13 protein-coding genes and 10 pseudogenes are annotated in these 20,593 nt (G+C 59.1%); 13 read left to right on the plus strand and 10 right to left on the minus strand.

Features of this window, described 5'->3' with window-relative positions:
* The first annotated feature begins 605 nt into the window (after positions 1-605).
* From M0639_RS32875 to M0639_RS32895, 5 genes and pseudogenes are all read left to right on the plus strand, one after another.
* The gene (locus tag M0639_RS32875; RefSeq protein WP_064075670.1) at positions 606-1,904 is read left to right on the plus strand and encodes an MFS transporter; all 1,299 of its coding nucleotides are present in this window, start codon (positions 606-608) and stop codon (positions 1,902-1,904) included.
* A 121-nt stretch (positions 1,905-2,025) separates the two neighbouring features.
* Complete coding sequence (locus M0639_RS32880; RefSeq protein WP_231915086.1) at positions 2,026-3,108, plus strand: HAD-IA family hydrolase; 1,083 nt, start codon at positions 2,026-2,028, stop codon at positions 3,106-3,108.
* 353 nt (positions 3,109-3,461) lie between these two features.
* Positions 3,462-4,515: pseudogene (locus tag M0639_RS32885) on the plus strand (IS630 family transposase).
* A 440-nt stretch (positions 4,516-4,955) separates the two neighbouring features.
* Positions 4,956-5,304, plus strand: a pseudogene (locus M0639_RS32890) (transposase); the annotation flags it as partial.
* Between the two features lie 44 nt (positions 5,305-5,348).
* Positions 5,349-5,600 (plus strand): annotated as a pseudogene (locus tag M0639_RS32895) (IS110 family transposase); the annotation flags it as partial.
* 441 nt (positions 5,601-6,041) lie between these two features.
* On the opposite strand, the gene M0639_RS32900 reads toward M0639_RS32895, so the two are convergent.
* The 3 genes and pseudogenes from M0639_RS32900 to M0639_RS32910 all read right to left on the minus strand — a co-directional run bounded on the left by M0639_RS32900 (position 6,042) and on the right by M0639_RS32910 (position 7,220).
* Entirely contained in the window at positions 6,042-6,578 is a 537-nt protein-coding gene (locus tag M0639_RS32900; protein WP_231915090.1) for a FadR/GntR family transcriptional regulator, read from the minus strand.
* A 69-nt stretch (positions 6,579-6,647) separates the two neighbouring features.
* Positions 6,648-6,833 (minus strand): annotated as a pseudogene (locus M0639_RS32905) (FadR/GntR family transcriptional regulator); the annotation flags it as partial.
* Positions 6,834-6,896: 63 nt separating this feature from the next.
* Entirely contained in the window at positions 6,897-7,220 is a 324-nt protein-coding gene (locus tag M0639_RS32910) for a thioesterase family protein (RefSeq protein ID WP_231915087.1), read from the minus strand.
* Between the two features lie 262 nt (positions 7,221-7,482).
* On the opposite strand from M0639_RS32910, the gene M0639_RS32915 reads away from it, so the two are divergent.
* Together M0639_RS32915 and M0639_RS32920 are read left to right on the plus strand one after the other, a co-directional pair.
* Positions 7,483-8,874, plus strand: a complete 1,392-nt coding sequence (locus M0639_RS32915; protein WP_064075667.1) for an MFS transporter — start codon at positions 7,483-7,485, stop codon at positions 8,872-8,874.
* A gap of 92 nt (positions 8,875-8,966) precedes the next feature.
* Positions 8,967-9,290 (plus strand): annotated as a pseudogene (locus tag M0639_RS32920) (transposase); the annotation flags it as partial.
* Positions 9,291-9,513: 223 nt separating this feature from the next.
* Here M0639_RS32920 and M0639_RS32925 read toward each other — a convergent pair.
* Both M0639_RS32925 and M0639_RS32930 read right to left on the minus strand, forming a co-directional pair.
* Positions 9,514-9,786 (minus strand): hypothetical protein, encoded by a 273-nt coding sequence (locus M0639_RS32925; protein ID WP_064075666.1) that lies wholly within the window; start codon positions 9,784-9,786, stop codon positions 9,514-9,516.
* Positions 9,787-9,804: 18 nt separating this feature from the next.
* Positions 9,805-10,501: pseudogene (locus tag M0639_RS32930) on the minus strand (IS6 family transposase).
* Between M0639_RS32930 and M0639_RS35045 the strand changes: the two are divergent.
* On the plus strand, positions 10,452-10,688 hold the full coding sequence (locus M0639_RS35045; protein ID WP_064075664.1) for a hypothetical protein: 237 nt from the start codon (positions 10,452-10,454) through the stop codon (positions 10,686-10,688). The pseudogene M0639_RS32930 and the gene M0639_RS35045 overlap by 50 nt on opposite strands.
* A 544-nt stretch (positions 10,689-11,232) precedes the next feature.
* Here M0639_RS35045 and M0639_RS32940 read toward each other — a convergent pair.
* Positions 11,233-11,637 (minus strand): nuclear transport factor 2 family protein, encoded by a 405-nt coding sequence (locus tag M0639_RS32940; RefSeq protein ID WP_054801825.1) that lies wholly within the window; start codon positions 11,635-11,637, stop codon positions 11,233-11,235.
* Between the two features lie 101 nt (positions 11,638-11,738).
* Here M0639_RS32940 and M0639_RS32945 point away from each other — a divergent pair, with 101 nt between their 5' ends.
* Positions 11,739-12,278, plus strand: coding sequence for a TetR/AcrR family transcriptional regulator (locus M0639_RS32945; protein WP_231915088.1), 540 nt, complete (start codon positions 11,739-11,741; stop codon positions 12,276-12,278).
* A gap of 110 nt (positions 12,279-12,388) precedes the next feature.
* Positions 12,389-12,497, plus strand: a pseudogene (locus M0639_RS32950) (IS6 family transposase); the annotation flags it as partial.
* 37 nt (positions 12,498-12,534) lie between these two features.
* Here the strand turns inward: M0639_RS32950 and M0639_RS32955 are convergent.
* The 3 genes and pseudogenes from M0639_RS32955 to M0639_RS32965 all read right to left on the minus strand — a co-directional run.
* Positions 12,535-12,849: pseudogene (locus M0639_RS32955) on the minus strand (integrase core domain-containing protein); the annotation flags it as partial.
* A gap of 4 nt (positions 12,850-12,853) precedes the next feature.
* Positions 12,854-14,251, minus strand: a pseudogene (locus M0639_RS32960) (IS30 family transposase).
* Positions 14,248-14,892, minus strand: a complete 645-nt coding sequence (locus M0639_RS32965; protein ID WP_082893339.1) for an IS3 family transposase — start codon at positions 14,890-14,892, stop codon at positions 14,248-14,250. The pseudogene M0639_RS32960 and the gene M0639_RS32965 overlap by 4 nt, the downstream one beginning before the upstream one ends.
* A 95-nt stretch (positions 14,893-14,987) precedes the next feature.
* On the opposite strand from M0639_RS32965, the gene M0639_RS32970 reads away from it, so the two are divergent.
* Entirely contained in the window at positions 14,988-16,151 is a 1,164-nt protein-coding gene (locus M0639_RS32970) for an IS30 family transposase (protein ID WP_064075662.1), read from the plus strand.
* An 87-nt stretch (positions 16,152-16,238) separates the two neighbouring features.
* On the opposite strand, the pseudogene M0639_RS35310 reads toward M0639_RS32970, so the two are convergent.
* A pseudogene (locus M0639_RS35310) lies at positions 16,239-16,439 on the minus strand (transposase); the annotation flags it as partial.
* A gap of 226 nt (positions 16,440-16,665) precedes the next feature.
* Between M0639_RS35310 and M0639_RS35315 the strand changes: the two are divergent.
* Positions 16,666-17,949 carry a tyrosine-type recombinase/integrase gene (locus M0639_RS35315; protein ID WP_003944659.1) on the plus strand — a complete coding sequence of 428 codons (1,284 nt, stop codon included), beginning with the start codon at positions 16,666-16,668 and terminating at the stop codon, positions 17,947-17,949.
* Positions 17,949-20,426 carry a site-specific integrase gene (locus M0639_RS32980; RefSeq protein ID WP_003944634.1) on the plus strand — a complete coding sequence of 826 codons (2,478 nt, stop codon included), beginning with the start codon at positions 17,949-17,951 and terminating at the stop codon, positions 20,424-20,426. Before M0639_RS35315 ends, M0639_RS32980 begins: the two co-directional genes overlap by 1 nt.
* Positions 20,427-20,593 lie beyond the last annotated feature (167 nt).

The following is a 20,593-nucleotide window of genomic DNA, read 5'->3' on the forward strand; positions in this document are numbered from 1 at the left end:
GTCAAGCCCACGCGCGCACAACAAGTCGTCGCAACCCATCGGAATCGGGGTGCCAAGTCCGCAAGGCCCGCCGGCTGGGTGGAGGTTCGAGAAGCGAAACATGGGTTCTGGTTTGCCGACCCATTGCACTCCAGCGCTTCTCGCCGCAGCCGTCATTCCCAAGTTTCAGTAAAGTCCTTGATGGTGGCGGCATTTCGATCTCTCAAGCACGCAGATCGAGTCGCTAACCGTTGCGAACCGCAGGCCTATGCAAGGCCTCCGAGTCCCCCCGCAATGGCAAGCGGTCGGACGTCGATGTTGTGACAATCCGCTCGGTCCCACGCCTTTCTGGGAAAAATTCTTCGGCCGGTGGTTGACAGAGTGATGGTGATGTAGTTCACTTACCGCACTGGCTAGACCACTGAATTTTGGCCCATTCTTTCGGCACGGAGATCGACTTCCCTTGTAGGGTTACAAGGATTTTACGGAGCGATCGGTAAGCGAGTCACAATGCTGTCGCCCAATAGAAAATTACGGGACTGCTGAAGGGTGTGACGAATAGGCCGATCTCGATGTGACGAAAGGAACTGCAATCCATTGTATTTTCAGAGACGACAAGGAAAGCTATGAAACAGAATCAGGCACAGATGGCGCCGGTTGCTAACCGATCCACGATGAACAGGGTAGCTTTCGCGAGTTTTGTCGGTTCGGCGATCGAGTACTACGATTTTTACATCTACGGCGTAGCAGCCGCACTTGTATTCCCGCATGTTTTCTTTCCAAATCTCTCACCTACTGTTGCAACGATCTCTTCATTCGCTACATTTGCGGTCGCATTCATCATTCGTCCCGTCGGTTCGGCTTTCTTTGGCCATTATGGAGATCGAATTGGAAGGAAAAAGACTCTGATCGCAACTCTATTGATCATGGGATTGTCGACGGTTGCGATCGGTCTAATCCCTAGCGCTTCCTCGATCGGTGCAGCAGCACCGGTAATTCTCATATTCCTTCGTGCGCTCCAAGGATTTGCAGTGGGGGGCGAATGGTCGGGAGCGGCGCTACTTACAGCAGAGTATGCACCGGAACGAAAACGTGGCCTCTATGGCATGTTCCCGCAGATAGGCGTCGGTACCGGACTTGTGCTGAGCAGCCTCGTTTTTCTCCTCGTCAGTCAAACTGTGGGAGAGGGGAACGATGCCTTTCTAACCTGGGCATGGCGACTTCCTTTCCTCTTCAGTATCGTCCTTGTTGCAATTGCGCTGTACATGCGCTTGAACATTGAAGAAACTCCGGTATTTCGCGAAAGTGCGGGTAACATCACAAAAAGTCCATTGAAGGAACTTCTCCGCACACAACTGAAGCAGACGATGCTCGCAGCAGGAGCCATGATGAGCGTTTTCACTTTCACCTTCATGGGCGGGACGTACCTGACCGGGTACGGGCGCACTGAACTTGGACACTCCTTTTCTTTGGTGCTCGTTTCGAATGTTGCGGGCGGGCTTGCCATGGTTGTCTTCTGCGCGCTATCGGCTGTTCTCTGCGATGTCTATGGCCGTCGGCGAGTCATTCTATGCGGATTTATGCTGGGGGTTCCATGGTCGTTCGCCGTGCTGCCAATTCTCGACACAGGATCGCCATTCCTATTTATCATTGGAATTGTCGGAACCTTTACCGTTCTCGGAATCTCGTATGGACCGATGGCCTCGTTCATACCTGAACTCTTCGCTACGAAGTACCGTTATACTGGAGCCGGACTTGCATACAATCTTGCGGGCGTAGTTGGTGGCGCCGTTCCCCCGGTTATCGCCGGCGTCCTGCTGGCAGCCTTCGGCAGTTACGCCATTGCAATTCTGTTGGTCACGTTCGTTCTGATCAGTTTCCTCTGCACGTATGCACTACCCGAGACCAATGCCAAGCGTCTCTAGACGGTATGCAGATCGAGCTGTTGTGGGGATTCGCTTGCACGTTGCTGAGTAGATGAAACCTAGATTGGTAGTGCCAACATATGCAGGAGGCCACAGAGATCTACCAACGACGAGCGGGGGCTTGGATGGTCGCGCGCTCTCCGTCGTCGGCTGCAGAAAGAATTCGATCCGCAGCAGAGGGGAGAAGATATGGTCCTTCGAGGTTGAGGAGGCCATCCGCGAACATTCTGCAACCTTGGAATGCGCGTCATACGGCTTTCGATCGAATCTCATCGAGGGAGAAGTCAAAGTATCGGTAGTCGCCAAAGACGGATCGGAGCTGTCGGAGCGGGAACCGCGGAAATTCTGCTACACGACTATGGCGCATTTTCAAGTTCCCCGCGATGTCGAGCTCGGCCGTGAGCTGGCGAAGACCCGACCGGCAAGATTGAGAAAGCCCGCCTGCAGGAGCGCCCTTCAAACGAGGACACCGTCGAGTTCGAGCTCCCCGCCATCACTGACCCACCACCACCTTGGAAGAAGAACTATGACAACGACGAAATGGCTCACCTTCGACTGCTACGGAACCCTGGTCGATTGGCGGTCCGGCATGACAGCAGCTCTTCGTAGTGTCGCAGGCAGCGATGCCGACCGGCTGCTCACGGAGTACCACCGCCACGAGCCGAATGTCCAGACCGAACACCCGGAGTGGGCGTATCGCGTGGTACTCGCTGAAGGTCTCCGTCGAGCAGCTGAGCGATGCGAGATCGAACTTGATGAGGAACAATTGGACGTACTCGGCAGAACACTGCCGACTTGGCCGATGTTTCCCGACACCAACGAAGCGTTGAAGGCGTTGGAAGCCAGGGGTTACAGACTGGGCATACTCTCGAACGTGGACCGCGAAATGCTGCTGCTCACATTGGAAAGCTTCGAAGTGGGAATCGATGAGATCGTGACCAGCTCGGACATCGGAAGTTACAAACCTGCTGCCCCTCATTTCGAGACTTTTCGCGCCCGAACCGGCACGGACTGCACCACCTGGATTCATGTCGCATGCAGCTTGTTCCATGATGTAGAAGCCGCGGATAGCGCCGGCATCAGATCGATATACATCAACCGCGAGAATACCGACTACCCGGCCGAACTTGTGGCAGCCGTAATGCCTGATCTCAAGAGACTCCCAGAGGTGGTGGAGGAACTGTTCGGCCAGGAGCCCAGCTAACGGAGCTCGATCGAAAGACCGCGGTTATTGTCTCAATCTGCAACATGATGCGGCCCTGGGCCGAACTGGTCCAGGGCTGCAGTGGCTGGTTCAGCTGGTTTGCAGGATTTGACTTGCACGGGTGCTGTCGCTTCGGGGCGCCCGCTACGCGTTCATAAATGCATGGATGAGCAACTATGGGGTGCAAAAGGAATGCTCCATGTTCACCGTGAACTTTGAGGAGTGGGGCAATCTGCGATGGGCCTGACTTTTTCGAGCAGCTCGCGGAGGATTGCCTGTGGATTGCTTCCTTCCTGCATCTAGTGCGGCGTGGGATAAATAATTAGACGGTGTGGTTTGCGGTACTTGCTTGCATGCGAGTTGCGCCTTTGGTTTTACGGGACGGGGATCTCGGGCGTGTGACGGCGTTGATACGGTCCAGATCGGTGCGGGCCGGTATCGCGCAGCGGGCTCGGATCATCGTGCTCGCATCTGAGGGCGAATCGAACACACGGATCGCGGAATTGGTGGGCGTAACCCGACAGACTGTCATCACCTGGCGGGCACGCTACGACGAAGCCGGGATGAACGGGCTTGTCGACGAGCCGCGTTCGGGGTGTCCGCGCACGATCGATCACCGCCAGATCGTGTCGGAAACATTGATGCCGCCGCCGAAGAAGCTCGGCGTCACCCATTGGAGTACACGTTTGCTGGCAGATCGATTGAAGATCAGCAACAACACCGTTGCCGATGCGTGGCGTGAGTGCGGTGTACAGCCTTGGCGCAGTGAGACATTCAAGTTTTCCACCGATCCGGAGTTGGTTGCGAAGGTGACCGACATCGTCGGCTTGTACTTGGAGCCGCCGGAGAACGCGATCGCGGAAGTGCGTGGACGAGAAATCGCAGATCCAGGCATTGGATCGGACGGCTCCGACGTTGCCGATGCAGATCGGGATCCCCGAACGGCAAACTCATGACTACGTGCGCCACGGCACGACCACCTTGTTCGCTGCGTTGGAGATCGCGACCGGAAAGGTGACCGGGATCTGCCGGCCCCGTCACCGTCACCAGGAGTTTCTGGTGTTCCTCAAGCATGTGGCGCGGGCATATCCGGACCAGGAATTGCATCTGATCATGGACAACTACGCCACGCACAAGAAAGTCGAGGTCCGGGACTGGCTGGCGGCGAACCCGCGAATCTACGTCCATTTCACCCCGACCTCGGCATCGTGGATGAACCTCGCCGAAGTCTGGTTCGGCATTATCGAACGACAAGCCATCCACCGCGGCACCTTCCGAAATGTTCGCGAGCTCACCGCCAAAATTCGGGACTTCATCAACGGGTGGAACCCACGAGCGCAGCCGTTCATCTGGACAAAAACCGCCGAGCAGATACTCGCGAAAGTCGACCGTCGAAAAACTTCATGAACACCGCACTAGAACCGCAACATGGTTATGGGATGATCTACAAAATATGGCGTCGCCGAGCACGGTCTGTGTGGGCTTCCTGGCTGTGTGCAATGGATCAGCTCGTCTGGTGGAGCTTTCTTGCGAGGGTTCGTTTGAGGTTTCAGATTCATCTACCGCGACGTCGACCGGCTGCGGGAGATCATGCGCGCACCGGCACGTCGTCAGCCACCGCAGATCGAAGTGGCGATGGGAATCAGTCTGATGTCGCTACTGCGGCAGTTCGACGCCGCCTGCACAGCAGCTGGTACTGTGCCCGACCTTCAGTCTTCGGATCGAAGTCCGATGGCCTCGACGCGGTGATGTTGGCGAACATCGTGCGTATCGATGCCGCGTTGGCCATTCGGGTCCCAGCCCACGCCCAGCAGGACGCGGTCTGGTCTCGGCAACGCTTCCAGAACTGTTTGCTGGTGATGCTCGGGTCTGAGCAGACGGTCGGAAGGAGTTCGTCGCCCTCGCCCTCGCCCTCGCCGACGGCTACCGCGAATCGACTTCAGTCCTGGGTGGACCTGCTGCGCGACTGCCGCCGCCGAGGGATGTGGGCCCCGGTGTTGGTGGTCGGGGACGGCGCGCTGGGGGTCTCGGAAGGCGTTGAGGGAAGTGTTCCCCGAGACCCGGGAGCAGCGCTGTTGGTTCCCCAGGAAAGCCAATGTGCTTGCTGCGCTAACGAAGTCAGCCGACCGGGGTGCATTGGCTGCGATGAAGAAGTCCTACAACTCCGTGGATATAGACAAGGCGGTCGCGACGATCGCCGACGACGCCGAGCCACCAGATTGGACTATTTCTCACCGGAAGATCTCATCGAAACAGTTGTATGGATCGCAGGCGACGACAATGTCTGCGGGGCAACGGATCTTGGGCTCCCGTGGCGCGGCACTACTGATCGCCTTGCTTGGCAACCACTCCCAGCAGTTGTTCTATATCCCGGGACGGATCGTGCACCGCGCGGCAGCCACCTACCGTGGCGACGGTAAGACCGACGCGAAAGATGCCCGGATCATCGCCGATCAAACACGGATGCGCACCAACCTGCACGTACGTCCGCGGAGCGGACCAGATCAGTGTCGACCTACGCCTGACTGCTCACAGCCCGCCGCACCGACCGGGTCCGCGCGATCAGCGAATGTTTTCGATCGCCGATCGCCGATCGTCAATCGCCGCTCTCGTCGCCCATCATGCCAGGAAAACGCGTCTGTGATTGTCCGGCCGGGCATCGTGGTCCGGCCTTGTTGCTGCGGTATTGGCTAGACTCGCGCTACCTAAACCGACTTGAACCGGCGAATCACGTTGGCACGAGCGGAAAGAACACGACTCCGAAAAGTGGAATCCGGCAGCATCCCAACTGCACACAGGTCGGTCTGCCACATCCGAACATAGATTCGGAACACAAACATGATCGGTGAACCTCTCGGATCGCCGGCGACCTCTCGTACAAGATCGAGGCTAACGAGTAGCGATGATCGGATGGGGAAGGCCTTCAACCAGCCTCAGCCTATCGGCCCGTATGCCGCAAATGCCTCCATCGGTGCTCTGCGGTCGTCTGGGATGAACCGGCCGTAATGCTCGATGATGTCCTTAAGTGCCATTCTGGCGGCATCAGCTCCATTGCCTTGTTCGATCTGTTCGAGAACCAATCCGTGCCGACGACAGCTGTCGATCATCATTTCTTCGACGTCGAAGGAGGCCTTGAGTTTGATTTCAATCAGGTTCATGACCACGCCGCACGCGACATCGTTGCATACTTTCAGCAACCCGCTGTTCGCGGATTCAGCCACGGCTTGGTGAAATTTTACGTCCGCCGCAGAGAACGCTTCGTACCCTGATCTGATTGCACTGGCAGCCTCGGAATGTGCCTTCTTCATATTCTCCAGCTGTTCGGCCGTGTGGGCCACCGCTGCGAGAAATGTGGCCGATCCTTCGATGGACATGCGGAACTGAAGTAGATCCGCCAGGTCGAAGTGCTCGAGATGGACCATGGTGGTCAGCGACCGGTTCAAGGCAGTAGGTGAGAATTCCTGCACCACCGCACCTCCCGTAGGGTCACCTTGGCGTGACTGGATCAGTCCGGAACTTTCCAATACCCGCAGAGCCTCACGAACTGTGGTACGGCTGACTGCGAACTCCGTCGTGAGCTCGCGTTCACTTGGGAGCCTGTGACCTGGCCGTAGCTCACCCCTCAGTATCGCGTCCTCGATCTGTTTGACAATGCTCTCGTATGCACGCACTCGTTTGGCCGGAGCGAACTGACGGCGTGGTTCCGTGGTGGGTTTCGCTGGCACGAGTTTGGCTCCCTAGCGCGTAAGTGGTCGGACCGCTATCACTCTACCCTCCGATAGTCGACATCATCCGCCGTGCTGGGCGAGGCGGTCGGCGATCTTCTGCGCTTGAGCTACAGCTCTGCTGTGGGTCAGGGTCGCGCACACATTGTCACCATCGAAAACCTCGACGGTGAAGTGAAGGCGTCTGCCGTCGCGCTCGACGAGTGTCGCACGAGCTGTCAACGTTGCTCCTACCGCGCTGGGCAGCAAGTGCTCGATCGTAGCGGCGGTACCCACAGTGAGTTCTCCGTCTTGCAGCTCACCGGCAACGATGTTGTGGCATGCCACTTCCGCCAGGCCCAGCACGAACGGCGTTGATGCCGCCTTGGGGAAGTCGGGTCCAAACATTGCTGCAGTGTCCACATCGCTGACGGTCTGCGATAACGATCCTGTTAACGACATGTGTTCTCCCTGTTGATGATCCAGCTCCCGGTAGGTGCGTCGGGTCACTGTTTTTTGAATTTTCCGAAACGACTTGTGCCGCCAGCCATAAAGCATACTATCCATAGTGGCTAGACCACTAGTCGATTCGTTTACTGCCTGAAGCGCGGTTCCACCGATTGGCTTTGGCCGGCTCAGTGCGGCACCCATTCCTACGAGGAGATCTACTGTGAAGCTCCACCCTCTCGACGACGCACCGCTGTCCGGATTCCACAAACGCTTGGCGCTGTATGCGGCAGGTGGTCCATTCCTTGACGGTTACATCTTGAGCAGCATCGGGGTTGCGCTGGTCGCCGCTGGTCCCGAACTGGAACTATCGACTGTGATGAAAGGACTGATCGGCGCCGGCGCCCTGATCGGAATGCTCTTCGGGGGGGCGGTATCAGGCTTCCTTACCGACCGCTTCGGACGACAGGTGATGTTCACCCTCGACTTGGGACTGATAGCAGCAATTTCCGTGTCCCAGTTCTTCGTCACCGAAGGATGGATGCTGCTCGTTGCCCGACTGTTCCTCGGCGCCTGCGTGGCGGCCGATTACCCGATGGCATCATCCCTACTCACCGAATTCTCGCCCCGAAAATACCGAGGACAATTTCTCAGCGGACTCGTATGCATGTTCTTCATCGGCGCAGCGGCGGCGTACTTCGTCGGCGACGCCATGCTCAGGCACCTGGGCGATGATGGCTGGCGCTGGTTCCTCGCCAGCGCCGCTGTTCCGGCGCTCACCCTGCTTCTTCTACGACTCGGAACCCCAGAGTCGCCGCGATGGCTGCTGAGCCGAGGGCGCGGGAGTGAAGCACAACAAGTACTCACCCGGGTATACGGGGCACATGTGACCGTGGCAGACATCGCCCAGGACGCGGGTCCCACCAGCACGTGGCGTGACCTCCTGCGACGCGGCTACCTCGGACGTCTTGTCTACGTCGTGATCTTCTACACCTGTTCCAACATCCCAGTTTTCGCGATCTACACCTTCGGACCCGAGATCCTCGGAGCGTTCGGCTTGGAATCCATATCCGACAACATCGGATCCGCTGTGCTCGAATTCCTGTTTCTCATCGGGGTAGTGACAGCGTTGTTGGTCATCAACAAGACCGGACGCAGGCGAATGGTCATCTGGGGCTCGATCCTTGCCGGACTCGCCCTACTAGTTCTCGGTCTGGCTCCCGAGGCATCGCCCCTCGTAGTAGTTACCGCGTTCACATCTTTCGCGATCTTCAACGGCGGACCCCAGGTCCTGACATGGGTCTACCCCAACGAACTGTTTCCCACTGCCATCCGTGCGACCGCAGTGGGTATCGTGACGGCATTGACACGCGTCGGCTCAGCAGTAGGCGTCTTTCTCGTCCCCCTGTCGCTCGAGCACCTTGGAATTGGTGGCACGATGCTGATCGCTGCTGCGATCCTGATATTCGGCGGCGTGGTGTCCATCATCTGGGCCCCAGAGACCACTGGCTTATCCCTCGACGAAGCCAGCAGCATCGACAATGGAGCAGGCGGGCACCGGCCTGCTGCGCAGACCGGACAATCACCCCTGGCCGCAAAGTCCGATCGCTACTGACACCCCGTAACGTGTTCCCCGAACGCCAGAACACGTGGCATGTCTCGTCTCGAAACCGAGGCGAGCGATGTCGTGTCTCCAACAAACGGGGACACGATGCGACCGGTCGTGGCAGTGGGAACTCCCGCAACGGCACGCGGGCGAAGGTGGTGTTCACCGAGATCGGACCGGTGCAGATCGAGGTACCTAGGGTCAACGATTCCTTGTCCGCGCCGCAGATCGTCAAGAACCGTCAACGACGCTTGACCGGTATCGACGAGATCGTATTGTCCCTCACGGCAATGGGGTTGACGACCGGAGAAGTATCTGCACATTTTCAGGACGTGTACGGGGCAACGGTCTTGAAAGACATCATTTCCTGGATCACCGACAAAGTCGTCGGAGAAGTGATCCAGTGGCAGAACCGGTCACTCGATCGGGGGCGGACTCCACTAGTCGTGGCGAATCGTCGGGTCATTATGCGGGGTCACCATCGTCGCATGGCCTGAGCTGGATTGAAGTCGTTCGGGCATAGCCTCGGACGATCGTTGAGTCAGGTGGCAACCTCGTCGAGCTGGTCTTGGGTCCAGTAACCAGGTCGGTTCCCTTCGGAAAATGTTTCTGCAGAAGGCTATTCATGTTCTCGTTCGATCCCCGTTGTCACGGCGAATGTGGATCCGCGAAGTAGATCTTCACTCCTGTGGCGGCTGCGATGCATTCGTGTTGGAATATCTCATTGCCCTGGTTCCAGGTCAGCGACCGTCGCAGTACGACAGGCGTCAGCGTGACGCGTGCGATGAGAGCGTCCCCGACGATCTGGGCGGAGTGTCCACGACGGATCGCGACCAGGATGGTCAATCGCATCTTGTGATCGACGAGAATCGCGATGGTGTTGTCAAGTTCTTTGGGATGCAGCAGTTTTCGGGCGCACACGGAGCAGTCGGTCAGGCCCTAAGGGGCAGTTCGGTGACCTGATCCCACACCCAGAGTCGTCATGTCGGTGCGGTGATCGGTGGCGGTCACACCGGTGTCTCGGTGGGTGGAAGTGCGGGGAGATGCGCCTGAAAGCGGCCAGAAACCGTTGCGCTGCACCGACAGAGAGGAACCCTTTCATGGCGCGTTCGCGTTGCCGGGTCGGTTGATGGGAGTTCTCGCACCGATTGTTGAAGTATTTGTTCTGCCGGTGCTCGACCGTCGACATAGTGGTCCGGTGCGTGACCTGGTAGCTGGGGAGTTTGTTGGTGACCAGCATCCGCGGCGGGTGACTCTGGTGTTTGAGGAGTATGCGGAAGAACCTGGGTGCAGCCTTCCCATCCCGCTTGTCCTGAGTCAATACGTCGGGCACGTTTCCGTGCTGATCGACAGCCCGCCACCGATATTTTCGGACTCCGCCGATCTTGATGAAGACTTCGTCGAGGTGCCACCTGTCACCAGGTCGGGGTGTCTGCCGCCGCAGTCGGCGGGCGTATTCGGGCCCGAACCGGGTGCACCAGGTACGGATCGTTTCGTAAGTCACCTCGACCCCACGGTCGGCCATGAGTAACTCGATGTCCCGGAACGAGAGGGTGAATCGGTGGTGCAGCCACACGCAGTGCGCGATGATCTCCCGCGGAAACCGGAACCCTTTGTATGTCGACGACACCACCAGATCATCCCAGATCCCGCGATCTCAACAACTTGACAGTGCCCTCAAGGACCGTTACTTCCAGGCGGATGTCCCGTCCGACGAGAAGCTGATCCGCGAGGGCATCGAGGGTCAGGTTCCCTATCGCGGACCTCGAGTCGAGCGGGCTGCTGAGCACCGACAAGTGGCGTACCAACGCCCGAAGACTTGATCGACACCGTGATCGGCGCAGTCACACCGGAGCGCACCTCACCAGTGACGAAATGTCCTGCCCGCCCGTGGGCACCCCTCGAATGAGGATTGGGCGCCAGAGTGATGTTCTCGAGCGCGTGACTCGTTCTGAGCTCACTGACGATATCGCTGGCAAAGCTCTCGACGACGATTCAATATTGGGACCTGGACGTGGAGGGTGTGCAGTACGAGTGCGAGACCAGTACAGACAACCTTGAACGCATAGAGCACGGTCGAGTTCTCGTGGCCACGCCTGTTCAAATCACGCGGAGCCGGTAGCCGCAAAAGCGGGTCGGCACACCCACCGCCGCAGACACACCCACCATCCGCTGGCCCCAACCCGATCAGGCGATGGGCACAAGTAAACGGATGAACTCGGCAGTCGTAGTCGCGCGCCCGCCGGCATCATCGACGCCTTCCACACGCAGCACTAGTAGCCGTGCATGCACTGGCCAGCGTCGAGCACACGTCGTTGCCCCTCAGCACCCGGCCGGGCCTGATACGCCCCGAAACTTCCGCAGCGCTCAGGGCGCGTATGCCGCAGCTGTCGCAGCAGTGTCCTCGAAAAGGTGCATACGCGTAATCTTTCCATCCGTCACGGTCAGCCGCAGGGCGACATCGGTGTGGAAGGGTCGGCCGGTGGGAACTGCGACATGGTCAAAGCTGCCGAAGATGACTGCGTTCTCGCCCTCCGCGACGACAGCCTCGGCCGAGACGACGCTCTTGCCGGGTTCGACTGCAGCCCAGAGGGATCGAAAATACTCCGGCACTTCGCTGTTGCGTGTCCGCCTGCCCACCCACGATGCCACATCCGGGTTTCCGGGAACGAACCAGTCGATCTTGTCGGCGAAGAGCTCGCCCAGGCCTTCGGCGTCCTGTGCGCCGAGACGCTGCAGGAAGGCGGTGACGGCCTCTGCGGTGGTGTTCATGAGTGCCCTTTCTCGAGCTGCTGGTGGTGTGGGATCGCTACTTCTGTAGTGATCGATACAAAACGGTATCACATCTGTAGTGATCGTTATACAATCGGTGAATGGGCCGACCACGAAGCTTCGATAGAGGCGTCGCCCTGGATACGGCGATGCGCCTGTTCTGGGAGCGCGGATACGAACAGACCTCGATCAGCGATCTCACCCGGGAGCTCGAGATTTCGGCGCCGAGTCTGTACGCGGCGTTCGGGGACAAGCGAACACTGTTCGAGGAGGCAGTAGCGCGTTACGAAGCCAGTCCGAAGTCGGTGACCACAGCCGGGCTCGCCGGGACGAATGCACGCGAGGTGCTCAAAGCGATGTTCGACCGCGCGTCGGAGGAGTATCCGAGCGCGGCGCATCCGCGTGGATGTCTGGTCAACACCGAGCCCGGGTTGAGCGTGAACCGCACCCAGAACCGCGAGATCACAGCCGCACGGCTGCGAGAAGTGGCCGCGGACCGCGAGGCTGTCCCCGACGCGGAGACGCTGGCGGCGTTCACCCATGTTCTGCTCGTCGGCTTGTCGTCCTACGCCCGCGACGGCGCCGACGAACAGCAACTGCGCCGCGTGACTGAACTCGCCTTACGCGTAACTGGGCCATGAACTGGCCGCCATCGAAGTGGCACTGTCACGTTGTTGAACGCGGCAAACTGGGAGAATGTGGCGTGACCACCCCGATCCTGTCGTACAAAGGTCACCGCTACCCGGTCGAGATGATCAACCACTGCGTGTGGCTCTACGTCCGGTTCCCGCTCAGTCTCCGTGAAAGTCGAGGAGATGATGCTCCAACGCGGTGTCGTGGTGAGTTACGAGACGATCCAAAAGGTGGTGTGTGAATCGCACCGGCGAGTCCGGAGACTTACTGATTTGAGAACTCCGCAATTCGCGTAGTTCTGTGTTCACCGTAGTAGAACGCCTCGAGTTCGGCAGGAGGCACATCCCCACAATGCTCGTAGAGTCGCCGGTGGTTGAACCAGTCCACCCACTCCAACGTCGCGATCTCCACATGCTCGACCGTTCGCCACGGCCCACGAGGTTTGATCAACTCGGTCTTGTACAACCCGTTGATCGTCTCGGCGAGAGCATTGTCGTAACTCGACCCAGTCGCCCCGATCGAGGCATCGATACCCACCTCAATGAGCCTGTCGGTGAACGCAATTGACGTATACTGGGCGTATTCAACCCGTCGTCGCAACAGTGTGTAGTTGTGCAGATCGTAGCTGTTCTTCGAACACTTCCGCGGGGGTGCGCCAATCAAGGATCCCTCGCGGGCGGTTGTTGATCACGTTCGCCACTGCAGCGATCTCCGCGGAACTCCATCGGGAAAGGTCGGTCCCCTTCGGAAAGTACTGGCGCAGCAAACCATTGAGATGCTCATTGCTGCCTCGCTGCCACGGACTCTTGGCATCAGCGAAATATACTGGGACACCTGTCTGTTCGGTGAAGAGAGCGTGAGCTGAGAGTTCCTTGCCTCGATCCCATGTCAAAGACCGCCGGAGGGTTTTCGGTAGAGGGGTGACGGCCTTGGCCAGAGCGTCCTTCATGGTCAAGGCGCCGTAACCGGCCAGTGCTGGGCCGTTTTTCCTCGGGGAAATCACCCCGTATCCTTTCTGGCGAGGGAGATGGACGAGCATCGCATAGCGGGAGGTGCGCTCGATCAATGTAGCTACCGCGGAACGCTTGAGCCCGATGATTAAGTCGCCCTCCCAGTGGCCGGCGAGTTTACGATCAGCGACCTCTTTCGGGCGTTTGGCCAGCACGGTATCCGCAGTGACATGAGCCCACGTTTGCTGACGTGCACGCGATCTGGGCATTCTTTTGGTCCTGCCTCGCCGTAGATGCCAGGATTGCATTCGCTCCAACCCGCCACGGCTTTCGATGTAAAGTGCCTGATAAATCGCCTCGGCCGAGATTCTCATCGATTCGTCATCGGGGAAATCCAGCGGCAGCCGTTTCGAGATCTGCTCGGGACTCCACCCCGTCACCCACGCCCGATCTCCGCGATGGGGCTTGTTCTTCCCATCCCAAGACGGACCGTCTGGACCTACGACTTTCCCTGCGGTGGTGTGGACCTCACCGCTGAGCCTGTCCTGCACGTACTCACGCAATCGACCGTTGGTGACCATTTTGGCGACTCTGGGCCTGCGAGCACGCCGCTCGGCGTGCCATTGAGCTGTCGATGCTTTGTACTCGAGTCGGTAGGTCCGCGTTGACGCGTTCCGGCGCAGTTCCCGCGAGATCGTCGACGGGCTGCGATGAAGTCGGCGAGCAATTTCTCGGACGCCTTCGCCTTGCGCACGCCACAGGGCGATGTCCTCACGCTCGGACGACGAGATGTACCGAACAGAAACATTCGGGGACAGTTGCGGATTCACCCCACCAGCATGCTTGAATCAACGATGAGCGACCGGCTCTGACACTCCGGCAGCGATCCCCGCGTCAACGGTTTTCGCTCCACCCGCGATCGCGATCCAGAAGCGAACACGGTCTTGCCGCCACGCTATTGTCGGTCGCCCTGGCGAAGCGATCTGTCCTCGATACTCCCGGACTCGCTTCTGCTTCTCGACGACCCTCATCGAACACCTCTATCGGGTAGGTGTTGCGACGATGGGTTGAATACGCCCTGAGTTCCTCTGTCCGAGTGCATGATTGTGCCGACCACATCACCGCCGCGAGCAGCTACAGTCATGTCCAAGGCTTCGATGACCAGTTCGGTACGCATGTGATCCGCAATCGACCATCCCAGAACCCTTTTCGAGTGCTCGTCCTTGATCGCACACAGGTACATGTCATTTGCGCCGCAGGTCAGATAGGTGATGTCGGAGGTCCATACCGCATCGAGTCGTCCCTGATCGAACTTGCGCCGCACTAAGTCCTCCGGAAAGGAAGCAAACGGGTCGACTACGGTGGTGCGGACCTTGAACGTCCGGGGGCTGATCCCGACTATGCCAAGCGATCGCATGATCTTCGCGACCGTCTTCTCGGTGATCACCTCGGCGCGATCGTTGAGCTCAGCGGTGATTCTCGGTGCCCCGTAGACGCCTTTCGACTCCTGGTGGATCGTGAGGATCTTTCGTTCCAGATCAGCTCTTCGCTTCTGTCGTTCTTCCAATCGGGTTGTCACACTGCGACCTTGATGTTTGTAGAAACCGGAGGTCGATACTTCGAGCAGGCGTGCCATCCGATGAATTGCGGAGTTCGCGCACTCCGTGGCCATCAACGCGTAGAGTTCTACTTTTGTTGATTGGCTGCGAAGTACGCGGACTTACAATCAAAGGGTCAGTGCAACAGTGCAGTTGAAGGACGGTGTGAGTGTCGAAGATCGGCCGGCCAGGGATGTCGGATGAGAAGAAGGCGGAGTTGTGGCGCCGGTGGCGGGCTGGAGAGTCGATCAGCGTCATCTCTCGTGCGTTGCGAAAGCCGCCGGGCTCGGTGTTTACGGTACTGAAGTATCACGGCGGCATCGCACCCGAACCGCATACGGTGCGTTCCGGCCATTTGACTCCTGTTGAGCGCGAGGCAATTTCGCGGTCGATCGTTTCGGGCGATTCCGTGCGCTCGATGGCCTCAGCTCTCGGCCGGGTGCCCTCGACGATAAGCCGGGAAATCAACAGGAACGGTGGACGGCACGCCTACCGAGCTGCGGCCGCACAGGAACGTGCAGGCACGCATGCTAAACGACCCAAGCCATGCTTGCTGCAACGACGACCAGCGCTGCGCGAGAAGGTGGTATCGATGCTCGAAGACGAGTGGTCGCCGGAGCAGATCGTCGGACACCTCAGACGCCACCACAGCGGCGACGACGAGTTGGCGATCAGCCACGAGACGATCTACCGCTCGATCTACACCACGCGGTGGGGTGTTATTCCTCAAAAGCTGTGCAAACGCCTACGAACACGACGACCGATCCGAAAGAACAAGCGACACACTGTCAAAGGACAATGGAGGTCGCAGATCATCGATGCTCGCCCGATCGAGGGTCGGCCCGCCAGCGCCGAAGATCGTAGCGTAACCGGCCACCTGGAAGGAGATCTGGTGATCGGTTCGAAGAACAGCCAGGTTGCCACCCTGGTGGATCGCAAGGCCCGCTACCTGACGATCGTGGCGACACCCACCCGGCACACCATATCGGTGGTGCCCGCACTGGTGCGGGAATATGCACGGATGAATCCGGCATTGCGTCGGAGTTTGACCTGGGATCGTGGGATGGAATTGGCCGATCACAAGCTGCTCAGTGCCGCAACGGGTATCGAGATGTTCTTCGCAGCACCACGCAGTCCCTGGCAGCGAGGAACGAATGAGAACACCAATAAGCTTTTACGCCAATATCTTCCGAAAGGAATGTATCTCGGGGATCTGAGTCAGGCAGACCTCGATGCCATCGCGGCCAAGCTGAACAACCGGCCACGGAAGTGCCTCGGGTTCCGAACACCTGCGGAGTTCATGGCGGACGAGAGTGTTGCGTTGACAGGTTGAATTTACGGCGGCTTCTTTCAGAAACTCGTTTTCCATCCGTAGCCTGCGGATTTCTGACTCCATCTCCGCCACACGTGCCGCCTCCGCAGGGGTCGTCGCGGTCGCGGGGTCGGGATTCTCCTCGCGCCACGCTTTGACCCAGTTACCGAGCGTGCCCGGATTGATCTCCAGGTCCCGGGCGACAGCGGCGAATGAATGTCCCAGTCCGACAACCATGTGCACCGCTTCCGCCTTGAACTGCGGGCTGAACTGACGACGCTTCTCGGTCATGTACAGATCCTCTCTCATCCCGAGATTCACTGTCCAAGATCATTGGTACACCCCGCCTCCCGAAAACAGCCGCGAAGCAGGACAAACCCGCGCACAGTGGAGAGATGAGTCCCGCCGCGGGAAAGCCGGTGCCGCCGATGCTCGCCACGCTCGGCAATCCACCCACGGGGGAGCGCTGGCGTATTAACTGAACTAACGAATCGCATTATTGCAGGTCAGGGTGTGTGCTGATACTTTCCTCAGTATGTGCAGCGAGATGCGCCGGGCTGATCTTGCAGGGCTGGTCGTTCCCGACGTGGGGCGGCTGATTTCGACAGGTTCCGAAGCAGAGCCCTACCGGTTACTCGATGCGTCGGGTGAGGTAATCGGCGCTGCGACACTATTTTTCGAGGAACTTCACGCGTGTGACCGATCGTCGGCGACGATCCGATCGTACGGGCATGACTTGTTGCGGTGGTGGAGATTTCTCGCAGCGGTCGACGTGGGATGGGAGAGAGCCAGTCCCGCGGAGGGCCGTGATTTTGCGCGTTGGATGAAGATTGCGGATAAACCCAGGCGTGAACATTGGCGGAGGCGGGGCGAAAAAGTCTCCGGCACAACACCTGTAGGGGGCAATGCGGCCAAGAGTGGTCATTGGGTGGTCAACGAGGTCACCGGCAAGCCGCGGCAGGGACAGAAATTCTCCCCGGCCACTCGAGCGCACGCGGAAACGGTGTTGCGGGCGTTCTACGATTTTCAGATGAGCATCGGTGCTGGGCCGGTCGTCAATCCGTTCCCGGTGGATCGCTCGCCCCGCGCTTTTCGGTCGAACGCGCATCACGATCCGCAGGATCCGTTTCGTAACGAGCGGAAGGGGCGATACAGACCCAAGGTTCCGAAACGGATACCCAAGCGCATTCCCGATGATCGTTTCAACGAACTATTCGCGGCGTTGTCGTCTAACCGAGATCGGGCAATGTTGGCCTTCTGGGTTTCGACCGGCGCCCGCGCCGACGAGCTCCTGTCGATGTCCCAGAAGAGTGCGGACCCGGGCCAGCAATTGATCACCGTAATAAGGAAGGGGACCCGGGAGGTCCAACAGTTGCCGGCGTCGCCAGATGCATTCGTGTGGTTGCGGATCTATCAAGAAGAGGCCTGGGGAAAGGATGCCCCTCACGGCTGCGATCATCCCTTGTGGATGACGTTGCGCAGGCCGTGGCGGCAGCTGTCGTATTCGGGAGCGCGCGCGATGTTCTCACGGGCGCAGTCGATGTTGGGATCCAATTGGACCATTCACGACCTGCGCCACACCGCAGCCTTTCGGATGACGAGCGATCCTGACATGCCGTTGTCCGATGTGCAATGGATCCTGGGCCACGCGCACCTGACAACCACTCAGCTGTATCTGACCCCGAGCCGCGACGAAGTTTTCGCGCACGTACGAGCCCACCATGCTCGGTACACCGGCAACACCCAATCGCTGCACGCACCGCCAGCGCCGGGCTACAACCCGGCAGTGTTGGACGTACTTTTCGGAGGTCGACGCTGATGGTTTCTGCACGTGTCTCCAAAGCGCCTGCCAGTTGGAGCCTGAACGTCGATGCCCGCGAAGGTGCGAATCGCAGTGTCATCGACACACTCCTCGATCGGTATCCACCGCGTGTGGTGCCATCGTCGTGGAAGACGACTGAACTCGGCCGAGCGGCCGCACTGAAGCGGGTGGAAGCACTCATGATCCGGGCTCCGGGTAGCGAGAACTTTCAGCGCGATGCTGTCCGAGGTGCGGGGATGCTTCTGCGGTGGCTGAATTCGTTTCCAGGAAAGAGCTGGCAAGGCCGCTGGAACGGCAGTTGCGTCGCCGAACACGGTCTCGGATGGGTTTCGATACCGGAAACGTGGATGGACGAACAGGGAGTGCAATCGGTTCGGCCCACAGTCCTGACGCATGCCCTGATCGGATTGTTCGTCGCGGATCTGATTCGCCCCGATTTACGTTTCGTGGTCCAACTGCACCGGTCGCACTACTGGCGCGACTGGGCGGCAATCAGCCGAGATCCGAGAGGATTCGAACGACTGGAGGCCGCGGCCGGTGCAGAGACTGCCCAAGCAATGCAAGGTCGAACTGCACGATGGCAGATCTCCATGTTGATCCTGTCCAAAGGCGGCGGCCTATCCGACATCACCGTCGGCGACTGCGTCGAACTTCGCCAGGCGGAGCTCGCCGTATGTTCGAGAGGTAAAACGCGCTACCTCTTCTACAAACTTCTCCACGACATCGGGATCTTCCCACCAGACGCGCCACCGACTTTACGATTCGTCACGGTGTACCGAGGACAGAGCACCGTCGCAGAACTCGTCGATCGCTTCGACATCGCAAACGCCGACGTCCGGAATCTCCTCGTGGACTATCTGTCCGAACGTCACCCTTCGCTGGATTACACGACGCTCGACAATCTCTCACGACATTTGGCGCTGCATTTCTGGAAAAACCTGGAGACCACCCATCCCGGAATCAACTCGCTGCAACTCGACCGCGGCGTAGCCCAGGCATGGAAAGAACGCATGCATTGGAAGGTCAGCCGCCGCCGACTCCCCGACGGAACGTACGCCGAGACCCGTAGTCCACGAATGAACTACACCGACATGCTGACAGCTGTGCGCGCGTTCTATCTCGACCTGGCGGCGTGGGCAGCACTCGACCCCGCACGGTGGGCGAGGTGGGTAGTGCCGTGCCCGATCGGCCCAGGAGAGACGAGCGCGAAGAAAATCGGACGCCGACGCAAAGCACGCATGGATCAGCGCACACGAGAGCGACTACCTCGACTGCCAGAACTGGTGCGTATCGCAGAACAACGAGCCCATGACGCCAGGATGCTCCTCGAGGCCGCTGTTGCAGCATCGCCGGGCTCCAAATTCACCGTCCTCGGCAAGACCTACACCAAGTCGGACCCATGGTTGAAAGCAAGCGCTGACGGCATTCCGGTCATCTACGACTCCGAGGGACGAACCATCCGGCTCCGAGAAGCCGAGAACCGAGCATTCTGGGCTCTGGCAACTGTGGAAGTCCTGCGACACACAGGCGTTCGAATCGAAGAGATGCTCGAAATCAGCCATCACAGCATCACCCAATATCGATTACCCGCCACCGGAGAGCTCATCCCGCTACTGCAGATAGCACCCTCGAAGACAGACGAGGAACGCCTACTTGTGGTCAGCCCGGACCTCGCCGACATGCTGTCGACAATCGTGTCCCGAATACGCGGCGCGGACGGAGGAGTACCGCTTGTGCCTCTTTACGACCGGAACGAACGTATCTGGGTGGCCCCGGCCCCACTCTTGTTCCAATGGAAATGCGGTGGTCACCACCGCGCGGTATCTGCAGGTTTGATCCGCAATGCACTGACCGAACTCATCGATGCGGCAGGAGTGAAGGACGCAGCAGGCGAACCGCTGTACTTCCAGCCCCATGATCTGCGCCGAATCTTCGCTACCGACGCCATCATGAACGGCATGCCTCCGCATATCGCTCAAGTTCTGTTGGGGCACAAGGACATCAACACAACCATGGGATACAAAGCCATCTACCCGGAGGAAGCGATCAACGGTCACCGCGCCTTCATCTCGCGCCGACGTGCCCTCCGCCCGAGCGAGGAGTACCGCACCCCGACAGATACCGAATGGGATGAGTTTCTCGGACACTTCGAGCGCCGCAAACTCGCCCTCGGCGAATGCGGCCGCGCCTACGGCACCAGCTGCCAGCATGAACACAGTTGCATCCGGTGCCCTGTATTGCGTGTTGATCCCGCACAACGTTTCCGGCTCGTCGAGATACGCGACAACCTTGCTGCCCGAATTGCCGAGGCGGACAGCGAAGGCTGGATCGGTGAAGCAGAAGGTCTCCGCGTGAGCCTCGTGGCTACCGAGGAAAAGCTCGATCAGATCGATCGACGGGCCCGTCGTGCCGTTCAACTCAACATGCCCAGCTTCCCGGACATCGTCGCGCACATCGTCCAACCTCCTGCATGACGAGCATGAACCTGATTGGGGTGAGCGTGCCGGATCGGGAACCTTCCGTGCCGGGTGCAGCAGCCGGTAGACGGATGGCAGGTGGTAGCGACCGAGAATTTCCGGTAGGCACTCTACTCTCTTGTGAGGGTAGAGTGCCTCTGTGTTTGTGCGCTGCCGAGCGCGGT

Source organism: Rhodococcus qingshengii JCM 15477 (genome assembly GCF_023221595.1).
Taxonomy (GTDB): Bacteria; Actinomycetota; Actinomycetes; order Mycobacteriales; family Mycobacteriaceae; genus Rhodococcus_F; species Rhodococcus_F qingshengii.